Source organism: Acidovorax sp. ST3 (assembly GCF_003231145.1).
GTDB lineage: Bacteria > Pseudomonadota > Gammaproteobacteria > Burkholderiales > Burkholderiaceae_C > Acidovorax.
This window is the reverse complement of sequence record NZ_QKVP01000001.1, coordinates 722,119-740,077: the sequence shown is the minus strand read 5'-3', so window position 1 is coordinate 740,077 and position 17,959 is coordinate 722,119. Positions and strand designations below refer to the sequence as shown.

General features: G+C 66.8%; 15 protein-coding genes and 2 riboswitches. Of the genes, 2 read left to right on the top strand and 13 right to left on the bottom strand.

All coding sequences use genetic code 11. The annotated features are described in order from the left end of the window. Nucleotides 1–12: 12 nt before the first annotated feature. From DNK89_RS03280 to DNK89_RS03265, 4 genes are all read right to left on the bottom strand, one after another. Entirely contained in the window at nucleotides 13–996 is a 984-nt protein-coding gene (locus DNK89_RS03280) for a tripartite tricarboxylate transporter substrate binding protein (protein WP_110958878.1), read from the bottom strand. A 198-nt stretch (nucleotides 997–1,194) separates the two neighbouring features. Further along, nucleotides 1,195–2,379 (bottom strand): beta-ketothiolase BktB, encoded by a 1,185-nt coding sequence (gene bktB / locus DNK89_RS03275; RefSeq protein WP_110958877.1) that lies wholly within the window; start codon nucleotides 2,377–2,379, stop codon nucleotides 1,195–1,197. 91 nt (nucleotides 2,380–2,470) lie between these two features. Beyond that, nucleotides 2,471–3,232, bottom strand: coding sequence for an SDR family NAD(P)-dependent oxidoreductase (locus DNK89_RS03270; protein ID WP_110958876.1), 762 nt, complete (start codon nucleotides 3,230–3,232; stop codon nucleotides 2,471–2,473). A 36-nt stretch (nucleotides 3,233–3,268) separates the two neighbouring features. Then, nucleotides 3,269–3,787: a MarR family winged helix-turn-helix transcriptional regulator gene (locus DNK89_RS03265; RefSeq protein WP_110958875.1), complete on the bottom strand. Its 519-nt coding sequence runs from the start codon at nucleotides 3,785–3,787 to the stop codon at nucleotides 3,269–3,271. An 84-nt stretch (nucleotides 3,788–3,871) separates the two neighbouring features. Between DNK89_RS03265 and DNK89_RS03260 the strand changes: the two genes are divergently transcribed. Next, nucleotides 3,872–4,786 carry an EamA family transporter gene (locus tag DNK89_RS03260; RefSeq protein WP_110958874.1) on the top strand — a complete coding sequence of 305 codons (915 nt, stop codon included), beginning with the start codon at nucleotides 3,872–3,874 and terminating at the stop codon, nucleotides 4,784–4,786. A gap of 71 nt (nucleotides 4,787–4,857) precedes the next feature. On the opposite strand, the gene DNK89_RS03255 is transcribed toward DNK89_RS03260, so the two are convergent. Both DNK89_RS03255 and DNK89_RS03250 read right to left on the bottom strand, forming a co-directional pair. Then, nucleotides 4,858–5,520 (bottom strand): RluA family pseudouridine synthase, encoded by a 663-nt coding sequence (locus DNK89_RS03255; protein WP_110958873.1) that lies wholly within the window; start codon nucleotides 5,518–5,520, stop codon nucleotides 4,858–4,860. Beyond that, entirely contained in the window at nucleotides 5,507–7,750 is a 2,244-nt protein-coding gene (locus DNK89_RS03250) for an ATP-binding protein (protein ID WP_110958872.1), read from the bottom strand. Before DNK89_RS03250 ends, DNK89_RS03255 begins: the two co-directional genes overlap by 14 nt. Before the next feature lie 249 nt (nucleotides 7,751–7,999). Here DNK89_RS03250 and DNK89_RS03245 point away from each other — a divergent pair, with 249 nt between their 5' ends. Beyond that, the gene (locus DNK89_RS03245) at nucleotides 8,000–8,656 is read left to right on the top strand and encodes an NAD(P)H-dependent oxidoreductase (RefSeq protein WP_110958871.1); all 657 of its coding nucleotides are present in this window, start codon (nucleotides 8,000–8,002) and stop codon (nucleotides 8,654–8,656) included. A gap of 63 nt (nucleotides 8,657–8,719) precedes the next feature. On the opposite strand, the gene DNK89_RS03240 is transcribed toward DNK89_RS03245, so the two are convergent. The 7 genes from DNK89_RS03240 to gcvT all read right to left on the bottom strand — a co-directional run bounded on the left by DNK89_RS03240 (nucleotide 8,720) and on the right by gcvT (nucleotide 17,658). After that, nucleotides 8,720–10,090 carry an MFS transporter gene (locus tag DNK89_RS03240; RefSeq protein ID WP_110958870.1) on the bottom strand — a complete coding sequence of 457 codons (1,371 nt, stop codon included), beginning with the start codon at nucleotides 10,088–10,090 and terminating at the stop codon, nucleotides 8,720–8,722. Next, nucleotides 10,080–11,360, bottom strand: a complete 1,281-nt coding sequence (locus DNK89_RS03235) for an acyltransferase family protein (RefSeq protein WP_110958869.1) — start codon at nucleotides 11,358–11,360, stop codon at nucleotides 10,080–10,082. The genes DNK89_RS03240 and DNK89_RS03235 overlap by 11 nt, the downstream gene beginning before the upstream one ends. Nucleotides 11,361–11,405: 45 nt before the next feature. Further along, nucleotides 11,406–12,476 (bottom strand): MerR family transcriptional regulator, encoded by a 1,071-nt coding sequence (locus tag DNK89_RS03230; protein WP_110958868.1) that lies wholly within the window; start codon nucleotides 12,474–12,476, stop codon nucleotides 11,406–11,408. Between the two features lie 4 nt (nucleotides 12,477–12,480). Then, complete coding sequence (locus DNK89_RS03225; RefSeq protein WP_082576793.1) at nucleotides 12,481–12,849, bottom strand: FKBP-type peptidyl-prolyl cis-trans isomerase; 369 nt, start codon at nucleotides 12,847–12,849, stop codon at nucleotides 12,481–12,483. A 208-nt stretch (nucleotides 12,850–13,057) separates the two neighbouring features. Then, the gene (gene gcvP / locus DNK89_RS03220) at nucleotides 13,058–15,946 is read right to left on the bottom strand and encodes an aminomethyl-transferring glycine dehydrogenase (protein ID WP_110958867.1); all 2,889 of its coding nucleotides are present in this window, start codon (nucleotides 15,944–15,946) and stop codon (nucleotides 13,058–13,060) included. 114 nt (nucleotides 15,947–16,060) lie between these two features. Continuing rightward, entirely contained in the window at nucleotides 16,061–16,435 is a 375-nt protein-coding gene (gene gcvH / locus DNK89_RS03215) for a glycine cleavage system protein GcvH (protein ID WP_108625643.1), read from the bottom strand. Nucleotides 16,436–16,515: 80 nt separating this feature from the next. Next, on the bottom strand, nucleotides 16,516–17,658 hold the full coding sequence (gene gcvT, locus DNK89_RS03210) for a glycine cleavage system aminomethyltransferase GcvT (protein WP_110958866.1): 1,143 nt from the start codon (nucleotides 17,656–17,658) through the stop codon (nucleotides 16,516–16,518). Between the two features lie 48 nt (nucleotides 17,659–17,706). Next, nucleotides 17,707–17,838: riboswitch (glycine riboswitch) on the bottom strand. Between the two features lie 13 nt (nucleotides 17,839–17,851). Further along, nucleotides 17,852–17,957, bottom strand: a riboswitch (glycine riboswitch). Between the last annotated feature and the right edge of the window lie 2 nt (nucleotides 17,958–17,959).

Sequence of the window (17,959 nt, the reverse complement as noted above, 5' to 3'; positions counted from 1 at the left end):
CGCTTCAGGCGGTCACTCGATCTTTGCGCCCGAGGCTTCCACAATGCCCTTCCACTTGGCGTAGTCGGTCTTGAGCAGGGTGTTGAACTGAGCGGCCGACATGGCCTCGGGCTCGGCGCCCTGGGCGTGGATGGCGGCCTTCATTTCAGGGGTGGCCAGCAGCTTGTTGATTTCTGCGTTGACGATGTTCACCACGGTGGCCGGTGTGCCGGCGGGCGCAAACACGCCGTACCAGGTGCTCACATCAAAGTCCTTGAAGCCCGACTCGGACACGGTGGGCACCTCGGGCATGGACGAACTGCGCTTGGCCGAGGTCACGGCCAGCGGGCGCAGCTTGCCGGACTTGATCTGGGCCATGGCCGACGGCACCGAGGACATGAGCAAGTCCACGTTGCCCGACAGCGCATCCATCAGCGCAGGGTTGGAGCCCTTGTACGGGATGTGGCTGAGCTTGATGCCCGCGGCCTTCTCGAACAGGTCGCCCGCCAGGTGGATGGAGGTGCCGTTGCCGGGCGACCCGTAGGTGATGGTGCCGGGCGCAGCCTTGGCGGCAGCCACCACGTCGGCCAGTGTCTTGAACTTGGAGTTGGCACTGGTGGCAATGACCACGGGCGTGTAGGCCACATGGGCCACGGCGGTCAGGTCCTTGGTGGGGTCCCAGGGCAGGTTCTTGTACAGCCAGGGGCCGATGACGAGGTTGTCCTTCTGGCCCATGACCAGGTCGTAGCCTGTGGGCGCGGCCTTGACGGCCTCGCCAATGCCGATGGTGCCGCCCGCGCCGGCGCGGTTATCGGCCACCACGGTCCACTTGGCGCTCTCGGTGAGCTTGGTTGCCACCAGGCGCGACAGGATGTCGGTGCCGCCGCCGGGCGGGAAGGGCACGATCAGGCGGATGGGCTTGGCCGGGTAGGCCGCCGCAGGCGCTGGCGCCTGTGCGTGGGCCGTGGTGCCCAGGGCAAAGGCGAGGGCGGTGAAGGAAAGCAGGGTGCGCATCATGGTGAGGGGTGTCTCCGTCGGTTCAGTGGTGTGCGGGCCGCCGCCAGGCCGCTGGGTGCAGCTGCGGTGGCCCGGCTGATCTGGGGCAGCGGGCGCCAATGATCGCTGATCGACCGTGGCGCTCGCATTGCCAATAGCGGGTGGCAGCATCGCGGGTGGCGATGGCAGTGTGCGCACCCGCATGCAGGTCAGTGCAGGTCAGAGGCGTTCAAAAATCGCCGCAATGCCCTGGCCGCCGCCAATGCACATGGTCACCAGCGCGTAGCGGCCCTGGATGCGTTGCAGTTCATGCAGCGCCTTCACCGTGATAAGCGCACCGGTGGCGCCAATGGGGTGGCCCAGCGAGATGCCCGAGCCGTTGGGGTTGACCTTGGCGGGGTCCAGCCCCAGGTCTTTGGTCACGGCGCAGGCCTGGGCGGCGAAGGCCTCGTTGGCTTCGATCACATCCAGGTCGTTGACGGTAAGGCCCGCCTTCTTCAGCGCCAGCTGCGTGGCGGGCACAGGGCCGATGCCCATGTATTTGGGGTCCACGCCCGCGTGGGCGTAGGCCACCAGGCGGGCCAGGGGCTTGGCGCCACGGGCCTTGGCGGCACCGGCTTCCATCAGCACCACGGCGGCGGCGGCGTCGTTGATGCCTGAGGCATTGCCGGCGGTCACTGTGCCGTTCTCCTTGAGGAACACGGGCTTGAGCTTGGCCAGATCGTCCATCGTGGCGCCGGGGCGGAAGTGCTCGTCGGTGGCGTACTGCACGTCGCCCTTCTTGCTCTTCAGGGTGACGGGCACGATCTGGTCCTTGAACAGCCCGTTTTGCGTGGCGCGTTCGGCGCGGTTGTGGCTCTCGACGGCCAGCTTGTCCTGGTCTTCACGGCTGATGCCCCACTTGGCGGCGATGTTCTCAGCCGTCACACCCATGTGGATGTTGTGGAAGGGGTCGTGCAGCGCGCCGATCATCATGTCCACCATCTTGGTGTCGCCCATGCGGGCGCCCCAGCGCATGTTCAGGCTGGCAAAGGGCACGCGGCTCATGTTCTCGGCACCGGCGCCGATGGCCACGTCGGTGTCGCCCAGCAGGATGGACTGGCTGGCGCTGACGATGGCCTGCAGGCCCGAGCCACACAGGCGGTTGACGTTGAACGCAGGCGTGCCCTCGGCGCAGCCGCCGTTGATGGCCGCCACGCGCGACAGGTACATGTCCTTGGGCTCAGTGTTCACCACGTGGCCGAACACCACGTGGCCCACGTCCTTGCCTTCCACGTTGGCGCGGGCGAGCGATTCGCGCACGACGATTGCACCCAGTTCTGTGGGGGGCACGTCCTTGAGGCTGCCGCCAAAGGTGCCAATGGCGGTGCGCACTGCGCTGACGACGACGACTTCACGGGTCATGGGGAGGTCCTTTCAGAGAAATTCAGGTCAAAATGGCTGCAAGCGCTAGTGAATCATGCGGTTGGAGCTATCAAAATAGGAGTAATCGGGCTCACGCCTCGCGCACGTCGGCCACCGGGTTGGTGCCGAAGTCTGCGCGCTCCAGCCAGGCAAGCACGCGGGTGGCGGCGTCGGCAGGCGATGTGAGCTGGCCACCCGTCTTGAGGTTGGCGAAATTCTGGCGGTCCGGGAAGGCGGCCGGGTCGGCGCCGCGCAGCTGAACCTGCATGTCGGTGTCGATCACACCGGGAGCCAGCGAGCATACCTTGGCCCCATGGGGCTTAAGGGCCTCGTCCAGCGCCACGCAGCGCGTGAAATGGTCCATGCCCGCCTTGGCGGCGCAGTAGGCGGCCTGCGAGGCCATGGCCCGGCGGCCCAGGCCCGACGAGATGTTGAGCACCTTGCGCGGCACCGTCCAGGCGTCCGTCGCGCCCAGGAAGGCGGCGGTGAGCTGCATGGGCGCCTCCAGCCCCACGCGCAAGGCGGTGGCCAGGTCGTCCGCGTCGCTGTCTGACAGCGGCGCGATGCGCGGGATCATGCCCGCGTTGTTGATGAGGGTGGCGCTTGCAAACGCCTGCGGGCCTTGTGCTGCCAGCCATGCCTGCAGCTTGTGCGCGGCTTGCTCGCCTTGCGCCAGGTCTTGCTGCCATTGTTCGACGGTGACGCCCGCCGCCTTGGCCTCGGTGGCGAGGTCAGGATTGGCGCTGCGCGCGATGCAGAGCAGGGTGTTGCCGCTCTTCAGCAGCTGCTGGGCCATGGCAAGGCCCATGCCGCGCGAGGCGCCGGTGAGGATGTAGAGGTGGTTTTGAGGCATCCCGCCATGTTACTGCGCAGTACACAGCGCCGGGTTCTATTCCTGGCCCGTGGGTGACTCGAGCGCGGCCAGCAGCAGCGCCAGCCGTGTATCGAGCGCCAGCAGGTCGGCCGCCTTCAGGCCAGCAAGGATGCGGTGTTCGTTGGCCACATGGGCTTCCACGGCCCGGTCGATCAGCTCCAGTCCCTCTGGTGTGAGCTGCACCAGCGAGCTGCGCGCGTCCTGTGGATTGGGCACGCGAGCGATCCAGCCGCTGGCTTCGAGCTTGCCCATGCGGTGCGTCATGGTGCCCGAGGTGACCATGAGGGTGGAAAACAGCGTGGTCGGCGCCAGGCAGTAGGGCGCGCCGCTGCGGCGCAGCGTGGCCAGCATGTCGAACTCCCACCCGCTCAGGCCGAATTCCGCAAAGGTTTCATCCAGCCGCCGCTGCAGCAGGTCCGTACAGCGCTTCATGCGCCCGATGGGGCCCATGGGGCTGCAATCCAGGTCGGGGCGTTCGCGTTGCCACTGGGCCAGGATGGCGTCTACGGCGTCGGGTTGGCGTTGGGTGGCCATGGGGGGCTAGAGCCTTTCAAGGGCTTCGAGGTATCTTGATTTCAAGATTGTATGGTAGAGTTTTATCTTGAATTGAAGATAAATATGGCCCATCCATCCGCTGTCGCCCATGCCTCTTCGAACCGCCCGTGGGCGGATGCCCTGAGCACCGCCCTGGGCCCGGTCATCTGGGGCTCGACCTACATCGTCACCACCGAACTGCTGCCGCCCGACCGGCCCTTTACCGCCGCGCTGCTGCGCACCTTGCCCGCGGGCTTGCTGCTGGTGCTGTGGTGCCGCCGTTGGCCGGCCTGGGGCGACTGGGTGGGGTGGCGGCGCCTGCTGGTGCTGGCGGCGCTGAACATTGGCGTGTTCCAGGCGCTGCTGTTTGTGGCGGCCTACCGGTTGCCCGGCGGCGTGGCGGCCGTGGTGGGCGCCGTGGGGCCGCTGGTGGTGATGGGCCTGACCTGGGCGCTGGACCACCGGCGCCCGCCCGCACTGGCGCTGGCTGCGGGGGCTTTCGGTGTGCTAGGCATGGCGGCGCTGCTGTTGTCGCCCGGCGCGCGCTGGGACATGGTGGGCGTGGCGGCCGCGCTGGTGGGCACGCTGTGCATGGCGGCGGGCACGTTCTGGTCGCGGCGCTGGCGGTCTGACTTGCCGGTGCTGGCGTTTACCGGCTGGCAGTTGCTGGCGGGCGGCGTGATGCTGGCGCCGGTGGCGTGGGCGGTGGACCCGCCTTTGCCTGCACTCACCCTCACCAATATCGCGGGTTATCTGTACCTCAGCCTGGCAGGCGCGCTGGTGGCGTATGCGCTGTGGTTCCGTGGCATTGCGCGGCTGCCGTCGGTGGCGGTGTCGTCACTGGGGCTGCTGAGCCCCGTCACGGCGGTGCTGCTGGGCTGGGCGCTGCTGGGGCAGGCCATGACGGGGGTGTCGCTGGTGGGCATGCTGGTGGTGCTGGCAAGCATCCTGGCCGTGCAGTGGGCCATGTCGCGCCCCGTGCCGCCGGGAGGGCGGTGACCAGCAAATACTTTTGCTATTGAATGGATAGCGGTCTGCGCATGTTTCACAAGCACTGGCGGGCAATTGTGCTAGAAATCGGCCGCCCACTCCAGTGCTACCGGCTCCCCCGTGCCGGGGTGCGCAAAGGCCAGGTGGCTGGCGTGCAGCAGCAGGCGTGGCGCCTGTGCCTGCGTGGCGGCATCGGCATACAGCGCGTCGCCCAGGATGGCGTGGCCGATGGCGGCCAGGTGCACGCGCAATTGGTGGGTGCGGCCGGTGAGCGGCTCCAGCTCAACGCGGGTGGTCTGTGCCGCCGCGTTGTGCGCCAGCGCGCGCCATCGGGTCAGGCTGGGTTTGCCCACAGCGCGGTCGATGACGCGCAGCGGGCGCCGCTCCCAGTCGGCTGCAATGGGCAGGTCGATCTCGCTCCAGTCGCCACCCACAGGGCCCAGCAGGCCTTGCACCACTGCCTGGTAGCGCTTGTGCACCAGGCGCTCGGCAAACGCGTGGCCCAGGCGGCGCTGCGCGTCGATGTGGCGCGCCATGAGCACGAGGCCCGAGGTCGCCTGGTCCAGCCGGTGCACGACGAGCGCGCCGGGCCAGCGCAGCTGTGCGCGGGCGCTCAGGCAGTCTTGCTTGTCGGGGCCCCGGCCGGGCACACACAGCAGGCCGGAGGGCTTGCACAGCACCAGCAGGTCCTCGTCTTCATACAGCGCCTGTACGCCATCTGCCACGGGTTCAGGCAGGGTCATGGCCCACGATCAGTCGCTGCACCGTCGCGCAGAGTTCTTCCACGTCGTTGGGTTTGTGGATCAGGGCCTGCGCGCCTTCGGCCAGCGCGGCCTGTTCGATCTCGGCCGTGACGTAGCCCGAGGCCAGGGCCACGGGCAGGTCGGGGCGGATGAGGCGGGCTTCGCGCACCAGATCCACACCACAAAAGCCGGGCATGTTGTAGTCGGTCACCAGCAGGTCATAGGCCTGTGGGGCGGCCCGCAACGCGGCCGTGGCCTCGTGGGGGTCGGTATAGCCGCTCACCTCGTAGCCCCGGCGGCGCAGCAGGCGCTGGACCAAAAAGACCAGGGCCTGGTCGTCGTCCACGTACATCACGTGGTGCTTCTTGGCCGGTGTGGTGTTGGGCGATGCGGCGGGGACGGGTGCGGACGCTGCAGCCTCGGTGGCCGGGGGCTGTGCCTGCGGGGCTGGGTGGGCGGGCGCATCGGCCGCCGCGCTGCTTGGGGTGCTGGCCGTGGCGCCGGTCGCTACCGGAAAGTACAGCGTGAACCGGCTGCCCTGGCCCGGCGTGCTCTGCACATCCACACCACCTTCGTGTGTGCGCATCACGCCGTGCACCACCGCCAGGCCCAGGCCCGTGCCTTGGCCCACGGGCTTGGTGGTGAAGAAGGGCTCGAAGATGCGTTCCAGCGTGGCGGCGTCCATGCCGGGGCCGGTGTCGCGCACCGTCAGGGCCACGTAGTCGATGGGCGCGAGGCCCAGGCGCTCGGTCAGGCGCTGGTCGGGTTGCACCGTGGCGGCCTCCACATGGATGCTGCCGCGCTCGGCACCAATGGCATGGACGGCGTTGGTGCACAGGTTGAGCAGGGCCTGTTCGACCTGCGTGGCGTCGGCCAGCACGGGCGGCAGGCCCGCTTGCAGCTGCATGTGCAGCTCTATGGCCGGGGGCAGGGTCACACGCAGCAGGCGTTCGGTGTCGTGCACCACCTCGGCCAGCGACACGGCCGAGCGCTGCGGGGGCTCGTTGCGGCTGAAGGTGAGGATCTGGCGCACCAGGTCGCGCGCGCGGCGGCCGGCCTTGTCGATCTCCAGCAGGCTCTCCAGCACGGGCGAACCCGGGGCGCAGTCGGCCTTGGCCAGCTCCACATTGCCCAGGATGGCACCCAGGATGTTGTTGAAGTCGTGCGCAATGCCCCCGGCCATGGTGCCTACGGCCTGCATCTTGTGCGACTCGCGCAGCTGGGCTTCCAGTTCATTGCGGTGCGCCTCGGCCTTCTTGCGACCGGTGAGGTCGCGCGCGAACACGGTGGTGGTCTCGCCGCCGCCCACGCTTTCTGCATGGCGCTCGAACGACACGCTCACCTCCACCGCCAGCTCCTTGCCGCTGGCGGTCAGGGCTGTCATCTCGCCCAGCAGGGCCTGCGTGGTGAGCTGGGCAAACGCCAGGGCTTGGGCGGCATCGGGCAGAAAGCGGTCGAGCGTGCTGCCCAGCGCATCGCTGGCGCTGCACTGGAACAGCGCGGCGGCGGTGGGGTTGAACACGGTGATGCGCTGGTGCTGGTCCACGCAGATGATGGCGTCCAGCGCGGAGTTGATGACGGCCTCGAGCCGCTTTTCGCTGGCCCGGATCTGCTCGTTGCGCTGTTGCAGCGTCTCGGCGCTGTGCTGCAGTGCCTGGCGCTCGGCCAGCAGCGGGCCCTGGTCGATCACGGCGCACAAAAACTGCGACAGCGGCGGGCCGCTGGTTTGCGGTGCCTCGATATGGGCGATGTGCAGGTCGCCGGTGATGCGCGCGGCGTCGCTGATGAGGAACACGACCTCCTTGACCTCGCTGTGCCCCAGGTCTTGCGCTTGGGCAAAGGCCTCGCGCACACGGGCGGCGTCTTGCGGGCACACAAAGGGCATCAGCGCGGTCAGTGGCCGGTCGCGCTCGGTGGGCTGGAACGAGCGGTGCGCCATGGAGTTGGCCTGCACCACCATGTCGTGGTCGTCCACCACCATGAGGGCCAGCGGCACGCTGGCAAACAGGGTCTCGAAACGCTCGTAGGCGCTCTCGGCCACGGCCTGGCTGTAGCGCAGCACCTTGTTCTGGTTTTCCAGCTCGGCCTGGTAGGCGCGCAAATCAGCCACCAGGCCCTCTGCCGAAGCGCCGGGCGTGCGGGATGGGCTGGCAGGCGGGCGGGGCATGTGCTCTGCAGCTGCGGGCTGGCGGCCTGCAGGGTCCAGAAAAGACAGGTCGGGTTCACTCATGAAGGGGCGCGGTCAGCCGGGGGCGTGCCCGGGCGCTCGCCCAGGCTTTCTCAAGTGTACGCCCGCCCATCTGGCGCCACGCGATGGCGACTACATTGTCAAAGCGCGGCGGCAATGCGCATTGGGTCCGATTGTTGATGAATTGCGAACAATCCGTTTCTTTGGCAGGGCTTACCGAACCGTTGTGGGGTGCCTACAGTTCCACCATCGATACATCCCTCGATCCACCCATTCTTTCAGGACCCTGCCATGACCACAGACACCACCCTCGCTCAACCCCTGCTGAACAAGCTGCAATGGCGCTACGCCGCCAAGAAGATGAACCCCGCCAAGAAGGTGCCGCAAGAGAAGGTGGAGCGCATTCTGGAAGCCGCCCGCCTGGCACCCACCTCCAGCGGCCTGCAGCCGTTCGAGATCATTGTGGTGACCGACCCCGCCGTGCGCTCCAAGATCCAGCCCATCGCCTGGAACCAGGCCCAGATCACCGACGGCTCGCACCTGCTGGTGTTTGCTGCCTGGGACAACTACACGGCCGATCGCATCAACATGATGTTCGACCTGACCAATGACCAGCGCGGCTTCAAGAACGAAGGTTGGGAAAACTACCGCCAGATGCTGCTGAACAGCTACCCCCAGCGCGATGCCGAAGTGAACTTCCAGCATGCCGCCCGCCAGGCCTACATCGGCATGAGCGCGGCGTTGATCGCTGCGGCGTTTGAAGAAGTGGACTCGACGCCCATGGAAGGCTTTGACCCCAACGCGCTGGATGAAATCCTGGGCCTGCGGGCTCGCGGCCTGCGCAGCGTTGCCATCTTGCCGCTGGGCTACCGCGCCGACGAAGGCGACTGGCTGGTGAACCTGAAGAAGGTGCGCCGCCCCCGCGAGCAGTTCGTCACCGAAGTCTGAGGCACGCGTCCTCCGTCATGAAAAAGGCTGGACCGGAGGTCCAGCCTTTTTTGCGTGGGAGCCTCAGCGTGTGGCGGGCGCTGCATCCGTCACGCGGCGCATGGGGGTGAGCACAAAGGCCAGTGCGGCCAGCACCACCAGCGTCCCTCCGCTGGCGGCAAACAGCTGGGTGAGCGTGATGCTCTTCATCACCCAGCCGGTGACGGCGGCCGAGATGGGTGCCAGGCCCATGAAGATGAACATGAACAGGCTCATCGCGCGGCCCAGCAGGGCGGGCGGGACCCGGTGCTGGATCCAGGTGAACACGCTCACCTGCATGAATCCGCCGAGCAGGCCGATGACCAGCATCAGCACCGCGCCCTGCCACACGGCGGTGATCAGGCCCATCGGCATGAACAGCGCGCCAATGATGGCGTCGAACGCCAGGATGGTCATGCCCAGGCCGCCAAACCGCAACCGGGGCACCATGCCCGATACCACCATGCCCAGCAACGTGCCCGCACCATGGGCGCCCACGATGATGCCGAAGGCTGCAGCACCCAGCTGCGGGCTGCTGCTGGCCAATACCGGAATGGCGATGTGGATGGGGCCCATGATGAACAGGGCAATGGCGCTCCAGTACAAAAAGCAGGTGCGCAGCTCGCTGTCGCGCCAGAAGTGACCCAGGCCTTGTGCCACCGAGGCGAGCACCGCCTGTGGTGCGGCCGTGGGGGCCGAAAGACCCGCAAGGCCTGCAAGGGGCTGCACCTTGGACAGCGTCCATGCCGACACGGCAAAGCTCAGCGCATCCAGCGCAAAGGCCATGCCGATGCCGGTGGCGTTGGCATGTGTCGAAGTACCGGTAGCCGCCCCGGTTGCATCCCCCGCGCCAAAGAGTGCAATCAGCAGCCCCGCGAGCAAGGGCCCCAGGAACATCGTCAGCTGCCGCAGGCCCAGGCTGATGCCGTTGGCGGCCTGCAGCTGAGGGCGTGCCACCACCGACGGCATCATGGCCGTGCCGGCCGGAATGCTGAAGGCCGTGGCCAACCCAATGCCCAGCGACAGCGCGTACACCATCCACAGCGACAGCGTGCCCGCAAACACCAGCCCCGCCAGGGCGGCCAGCAGCACCAGGTTGACGTATTTGGTGATCATCAGCACTTGCTTGGGCGAATGGCGGTCCACCAGCGCGCCGCCGATCAGGATGAACAGCGCGCGTGGCACGCTGATGAGGGCCAGCACGGTGCCCAGCACCAGTGTGTCGCCCGTCATTTGCAGCACCAGCCAGGGCAGCGCGATCAGCGTGAACTGGTCGCCCAGCATGGACAGGGCCGAGCCGCCAATCATCCATCGGAAGTTGCGGTCCTTCAGCAGCGCGGCGCGCGGGTCTGCGGATGGGGTTGCAGGGCCTGCGTCGGGTGAGGGGGCCGGACGGGGTGAGGTATCAGGTCGCATGAGCGAGGTCTCCCAAAGAATGACGGGTGTGCGTGCGCCCCGTGAGCAAGCGGCCCACAGCGGTAAAACGCACAAACAGGTGGTAGCTGGCCAGGCACAGGGCCGTTGTGGCCAGCACGTTGATCAGCATCTTGGCCAGGGCCGGAACGGGCAGGCCGTACAGCAGGGCACCCAGGCCGATCGTGAGTGGCAGGTGCACCAGGTACACCCAGTACGAGCTGTCGGCCAGGTAGGCCAGCCAGGCGCGGGGCTGGCCGACATGGCGCAGAAACAGCCCGATCAGCGCAAAGCTCCAGAGCCACGATGCGCTGTTGTAGGCCAGCGCCATCCAGAACTGCAGGTGGCGCGTGGCCGATACCGGCGCGGCCAGCAGGTCGGTGAACGCCCCGGTGACCAGCACCAGTGCAAAGGCCGATGCCTCGGGCTGGGCCAGCACTTCTGACAGCAGCGCGGTGAGCAGAAAGCCCACCAACCCCAGGCCCGCCAGCGCAGGCCAGTGCCGTTCGTAGCGCGCCATCAGCGCCTTGCGGTGCACGTACAGGCACAACCCAAAGCCGTAGAACAGCCCGTTGTGTATCCATTCCGCCAGCGGCGGCAGAAAGGAACCGCTGGGCGTGACGATGCCGTGGTCGTAGCCCGCGCCAATCCAGGCCAGCGGCAGGGTGAGCGCCAGCAGACCGGTTGGCGTGCCACCCAGCCAGAGGGCACTGCGTTGCAGGGCCTGCTGCATCGTGTGTGGCAAGGCTCGCACCGCTGTCCATGCCACGGGCGTCAGCAGCGCCAGCCACAACAGCATCCACAAGAACCACAGGTGCATGGTGGGTGGGCCCTGGGGCACGTTGGGGCCTTGGGGCAGCAGGCTGCGGTCCACGCCCCATGTGCCATAGGCCATGCGGTGCAGGAACATCAGCCCGAGCAAAGCGCAGGCCACAAACAGCGGCGGCCAGAACAGCGCAAAGGGCAGCCCCAGGCGGTGCAGCCGGTTGCGCACCATGCCAGCCAGCCCGTGCCGTTGGACCAGTGCCGCCACGAAGAACCCGGCGAGGATGAAAAACAAGGGCATGCGAAAGGCATGGATCACCGCCACCAGCAGGTCCGCCAGGGGGCTGGACTGATCGTCGTGCCAGGGCAGGGGCGATGGCCGGCTCATGTAGAGCACCGAGACATGCAGCACGATGCCCAGCCACATCATGGTGGCGCGCAGGTTGTCCAGCGCATGCAACCGCCGTGTGGGGGAGGAGCTGCTGGAAGCGGGTGTCGATCCGTTCATGGGGACCGACTGTGAGGCCTCACGTTGCGTGAGGGTCAAGCACTTTCAGTGGCTTTTTGGCGACGGTGTGGCCGCCTCGGGTGCGGGAGCCGCAGCGGTCAAAGTGGGCGTTGGCATCGCCTGTGTCAGCGCCGCCTGCAGGTAGGCGCGCACGGGCGCGCTGAGCGGCGAGCCCGCCTGCAACAGCGGCTCGTTGGCCGACGCTGTGAGCAGTTTCTGGCGCAATTGCGCATCGTTGCGGGTCAGCTGGTTGAACAGCGTGTTCCAGCGCAGGGCCGCAGCCGCTGCGTCTGCGTGGTGGTGGGGGATCTTGCGGTCCAGCAACTGTTGCACGTCACGCTCCAACGCAGCCCATGCGGTGTGCGGCACATGGCCCAGCGTACGCAGGTCGTCGCGGGTCAGGTATTTCATCAGCAGCGCCAGGCGCAGCTCGATGGCGGCCTCCACATAGGCAATCATGTCACCGGGCGGCGCATGGTTGCGCCCCTGGGCACTGGGCTCGGTGCGGAACATGTGGCCCCAGCGTTCCAGCAGATCGAGGTCGCCCCCCATCCAGTGCAGCATCAGTGCCATCCACCGGTAAGCCAATGCCTGCACTTCGGGTGCCTCGGGGGGCAGCTGGCGGTCCATGGCGCTGCGCACCAGGTCTTTGACCACGAGCCAGTCGGCCTCGATCAGGCTCCAGTTGGTGAAGATCTGCTTGAGTTCGGTGGTGCTGAAGTACTTGCCATAGGTCGTCATCAGCGCCAGCGCTTCGAGCCAGTTGCCCATGTCGGGCTCGGCACCTGCCATGAGACCGTCGCGCAGCATGGTCAGGCGCCCGCGCAGCTCTGTGGCCTGGGTGATCTGCTGGTCCAGCGCGCGGATCTGCTGGCCAATGATGCGCTCGGGTGCTACCCCGTCGCCCGCCAGCAGCTCGGCAATGTCGCTGAGCGCCAGGCCCATCTGGCGCATGGTCTGGATGCCATGCAGCCGCTGCACGTCGGCCTGGCTGTACAGGCGGTACCCTGCGTCCGACCGGCCCGAGGGCTTGAGCAGCCCGACCTCGTCATAGTGGTGCAGCGTGCGCACCGTGAGGCCGGTGCGCCGCGCGAGGTCGCCGACCTTCAGCAGCATGGGATCAGCGGCCGACGGAGATCAGCTCGATCTCGAAGTTCAGCGTGGCGTTGGGCGGAATCACGCCACCTGCACCGGCCGCGCCATAGGCGATGGCAGGTGGGCAGGTCAGCTTGGCCTTGCCACCGGGCTTCATGCGCTGCACGCCCTCGGTCCAGCAGGGGATCACGCGGTTGAGCGGGAACGAGGTGGGTTCGCCGCGCTTGTAGGAGCTGTCGAACTCCTTGCCGTCGAGGAACGTGCCCTTGTAGTGCACCTTGACCGTGTCGGTGGCCTTGGGCGATTCGCCCGTGCCGTCTTTGAGCGATTCATAAACCAGGCCGCTGGCCGTGGTGACGGGCTTGGAGGTCTGGGCCATGGCGGCGGGGGCCATCACAACGGTGGCGAGCAAGAGGCACAAGAGGTTTCGCAAAGGGGGCTCCTGAAAGAGTGAATCACAACGCAGCCCGCGATCTTATGCGCGTTCGTGCCGCGGCCTGCGGGAGCGGCACCACGAAAAAAGCCCTGGGCACGGGAGCGCCAGGGCTTGGAAGGCCAAGAGCCACGGCAGCGGACGCGCCACCGGGGTCGCTATGGCAGGGTCAGGCGTAGTCGCTCACCGGGATGCAGCTGCAGCTCAGGTTGCGGTCGCCCCACACGTTATCCACGCGGCCCACGGGCGACCAGTATTTATTGCTGCGCAGTGCGGCCACGGGGTAGGCGGCCGCTTCGCGGGTGTAGGAGCGGTTCCACTCGCCGCTCATCAGGCTTTCGGCGGTGTGCGGAGCGTTCTTGAGCGGGTTGTTGTCCTGAGGCAGCTTGCCTGCTTCGATCTGGCGGATTTCCTCGCGGATGGCGATCATCGCGTCGATGAAGCGGTCCAGCTCAAAGAGGGTTTCGCTCTCGGTGGGCTCCACCATCAACGTGTTGGGCACCGGGAAGCTCAGCGTGGGCGCGTGGAAGCCGTAGTCGATCAGGCGCTTGGCCACGTCTTCGGCCATCACACCGCTGGTGTCCTTGAGCTGGCGCAGGTCCAGGATGCACTCGTGGGCCACATGGCCGTTTTCGCTCGCGTACAGCGTGGGGTAGTGGTCCTTGAGGCGGGCGCTGATGTAGTTGGCGCTCAGGATGGCGGTCTCGGTGGCAGCTTGCAGGCCTTCGGCACCCATCATGCGGATGTACATCCAGCTGATGGGCAGCACGGCGGCGTTGCCCAGAGGGGCAGCGCTGACGGCACCCACGCCGCCTGCCACGCCCGCTGTGGCATGGCCGGGCAGGAAGGGCACCAGGTCTTCCACCACGCAGACGGGGCCGACGCCGGGGCCGCCACCGCCGTGGGGGATGCAAAAGGTCTTGTGCAGGTTCAGGTGGCTCACGTCGCCGCCAAACTCGCCGGGGGCGGCCACGCCCACCAGCGCGTTCATGTTGGCGCCGTCCACGTACACGCGGCCGCCGTGGCTGTGCACCAGGGCGCACAGTTCCTTCACGCTGGTCTCGAACACGCCGTGCGTGCTGGGGTAGGTGATCATGACAGCGGCCAGGTTGGCGCTGTGTTGTTCGCACTTGGCTTTCAGGTCCACCAGGTCCACGTTGCCATTGGCATCGCAGGCCGTCACCACCACCTGCATGCCCACCATCTGGGCGCTGGCGGGGTTGGTGCCGTGCGCGCTGCTGGGGATCAGGCAGATGTTGCGGTGGCCTTCGCCACGCGACTCGTGGTAGCCCTTGATGGCCAGCAGGCCAGCGTATTCACCTTGCGAGCCTGCGTTGGGCTGCAGGCTGATGCCCGCGTAGCCCGTGGCCTGGCACAGCCAGGCGCGCAACTGCTCGTCCAGCTCCTTGTAGCCCACCAGCTGGTCCGCGGGGGCGAACGGGTGCACGTTGGCAAACTCGGGCCAGGTGATGGGGATCATCTCGCTGGTGGCGTTGAGCTTCATGGTGCACGAGCCCAGCGGGATCATGCTGCGGTCCAGTGCCAGGTCCTTGTCGGACAGCTGGCGGATGTAGCGCAACATGCCCGTTTCGGAATGGTGGGTGTTGAACACCGGGTGCGTCAGGTAGCTGCTTGCGCGGCGCAGCTCGGTGGGGATCAGCGGCTCCACGCCCTTTTCAAACGCATCGAAGGTGGGCAGCGCCTGGCCGTCCTTGGCGAATATCTTCCACAGCAGCTCGATGTCGGCGCGTGTGGTGGTCTCGTCCAGCGAGATGCACAGGTACTCTTCAAAGTAAATTCGCAGGTTGGCGCCCATCTGCACTGCGCGAGCAGCTATTGATTTGGTAGCGGCACCGGTGTGCAGACTCAGCGTGTCGAAGGTTGCCTGCTCACGCACTGGGGCGCCCAGCTGCTTCAGGCCCTGGGCCAAGATGGCGGTGTAGGCCGCCACGCGCTGTGCAATGCGCTTGAGGCCTTCGGGGCCGTGGTACACGGCATACATGCTGGCGATCACGGCGGGCAATACCTGGGCCGTGCAGATGTTGGACGTGGCTTTTTCGCGGCGGATGTGCTGTTCGCGGGTTTGCAGCGCCAGGCGGTAGGCGGGCTTGCCATGCACGTCCACGCTCACGCCTACCAGGCGGCCAGGCATGGAGCGCTTGAATTCATCGCGGCAGGCCATGTAGGCAGCGTGGGGGCCACCTGCGCCCATGGGCATGCCAAAACGCTGGGTGGTGCCCACCACGATGTCGGCACCTTGTTCACCGGGCGGCGTGATGAGGGTGAGCGCCAGCAGGTCGGCCGCCACGATGAAGGCAGCTTGCTTGGCATGGGCCTTTTCCACGTCGGCGCGCAGGTCGTCAATGCGGCCGCTGGTGGCGGGGTGTTGGGCCAGCACGGCAAAGTAGTCACCTTCCAGCAGGGTGTTCCATTCTTCGGCCGAATTGGCCAGGCGCACTTCCAGGCCCAGGGGCTTGGCGCGGGTCTGTATGACTTCAATGGTCTGCGGGTGGGCATCGCCCGCCACCACAAACACGTTGCTCTTGCTCTTGACCGAGCGCTTGGCCAGTGTCATGGCCTCGGCGGCGGCGGTGGCCTCGTCCAGCATGGACGCATTGGCAATCGGCATGCCAGTGAGGTCGCACACCATGGTCTGGAAGTTGACCAGGGCCTCCATGCGGCCTTGCGAAATCTCAGCCTGGTAGGGCGTGTAGGCGGTGTACCAGGCGGGGTTCTCCAGGATGTTGCGCAGGATGACGCCGGGCGTGTGCGTGCCGTAGTAGCCCTGGCCGATGAAGCTCTTGAGCAACTGGTTCTTGCCCGCGATGGCCTTGAGTTCTGCCAGTGCCGCCGCTTCGGTGAGCGGCGCGGGCAGGTCCATGCCCCGGCTGCGTGCGATGGAGCGCGGCACGATGGATTCGATGAGCGCACGGCGTGAGGCCTCGCCGATCACCGACAGCATGTGCGCTTCGTCGGCCGCGTCGATGCCGATGTGGCGGGGCAGGAATTCGGTGGCGTTTTCAAGCGCGCCAAGGGGGGGGGCGGATTGCATCAGCATGGGGCAGTCTCGTAGGTCGCAGCGGGTTGGGGGCGGTGCCGGGAATAGAGCGCGCACGCGACAGGGCGGCGGGCCGGGCATGGCCCGGCGCCATGCCCTCTGAGTCAGCAGGGATCAGGCGTTCTTGGCGAACTCGGTGTAGGTAGCTTCGTCCAGCAGGGCGTCGAGTTGGCTCGCGTCGGCCAGCTTGACCTTGAAGAACCAGCCAGCGCCCAGCGGGTCGCTGTTGGCAAGGGATGGGTCGGCACGCAGGGCTTCGTTCACTTCGACCACTTCGCCAGAGACGGGCATGTACACATCGGCGGCGGCCTTCACGGACTCGACCACACCTGCCACTTCGCCCTGGGCAAAGCTCTTGCCCACTTCGGGCAGGTCTACAAACACCACGTCGCCCAGAGCGTCCTGCGCGTGGACGGTGATGCCCACCACCGAAGCGTTAGCGTCAGCGGCATTGATCCACTCGTGGTCTTTGGAGAATTTGATCGTCATGGGAAGCTCCTCAAGCAAAGGAAAAAAGTAAAGGAATCTGCAATGTAAGCGGGCGCAGCTTGTGCGCTTCGCTGATGAAATCAGCCGCGGTAGTAATTGGCCGGCACAAACGGCATGGCGCGCACTTCCATGGGCACCGCCTTGCCGCGCACGATGGCGTTGACACGGGTGCCGATGGCGGCAAAAGCTGGCGTGACGTAGCCCATGGCCACGGGTTCATTCACCGTGGGGCCCAGCAGGCCACTGGTAACTTCGCCGATCTTTTGGCCGTCCGTGCTCTGCAGTTCGGTGTGCTCGCGCACCGGCACACGTTCCAGCGCGACCAGGCCCACACGCTTGCGGGGCAGGCTGGCAGGGTTGTCGATCTGTGCGAGCACCTTGTCGGCACCGCGGAAGCCGCCTGCACGCGCGCCACCGGTGCGGCGCACCTTCTGGATGGCCCAGTTCAGCGCGGCTTCGGGGGGCGTGGTGGTGGTGTCGATGTCGTTGCCGTAAAGGCACAGGCCCGCTTCGAGGCGCAGCGAGTTGCGGGCACCCAGGCCGATGGGCTTGACTTCAGGCTGGGCCAGCAGGGCGCGGGCCAGGGTGTCGGCCTGCGCGGCGGGTACGGAGATTTCAAAGCCGTCTTCGCCGGTGTAGCCGCTGCGGGTCACAAAGCAGTCGCAGCCCGCGATGCTGAACGCGCCACCGGTCATGAACACCAGCTTTTCGACACCGGGCGCCAGGCGGGCGAGGGCGGTGACGGCCTGTGGGCCCTGCAGAGCGAGCAGGGCGTGGTCGGGCATGGGCACCACCTTACAGCGCTGGCCGATGCGGGCCTGGATATGGGCAATGTCGCCCACCTTGCAGGCCCCGTTGACGATGACAAACAGGGTGGGTTCACCATCCACCACGCCCTGGTTGAAGAACATCAGGTCGTCCATGATCGTGCCTTCGTCGGTCAGCAGCAGACCGTAGCGCTGCTTGCCCATGGGCAGGTCGATCACATCCACGGGCATCAGGGTTTCAAACGCTGCGGCAGCATCGGCGCCGATGAGCTTGAGCTGGCCCATGTGTGACACGTCGAACAGGCCGGCGGCGGTGCGGGTGTGCACATGCTCGGCCATCAGGCCAGCGGGGTATTGCACGGGCATGGAATAGCCTGCAAAAGGCACCATGCGAGCGCCCAACTCGATGTGCAGGGCGTTCAGGGGCGTGGTGAGCAGGGGGGCGGTGGCTGACATGGCGGACTCCGGGGCAAATGGGGGCCGCGACCACGGCGTGGTCACGGGATTTGCCCTGCTGTCCGCTTTACCTGAGAGATTCACCGCAGCGCCTTGGCTGGCCGTGCGGTTTGCTCCTTCGGTGGATGGCCTGCACACAGTTTCTTTTCTGTGGGGCCACCTCTCTCCAGCAAGGGAACGCCCGCATCGCTGCGGGCGGTTGCCAGTCCTTTTGCCTGAGCGTTCGGCTGCTGCCTGCGCCTTCGGCGGTGCTGCGCGTCTTATGGACAAGACGGAGCACTCTCTCCTGACCGAGCAATTC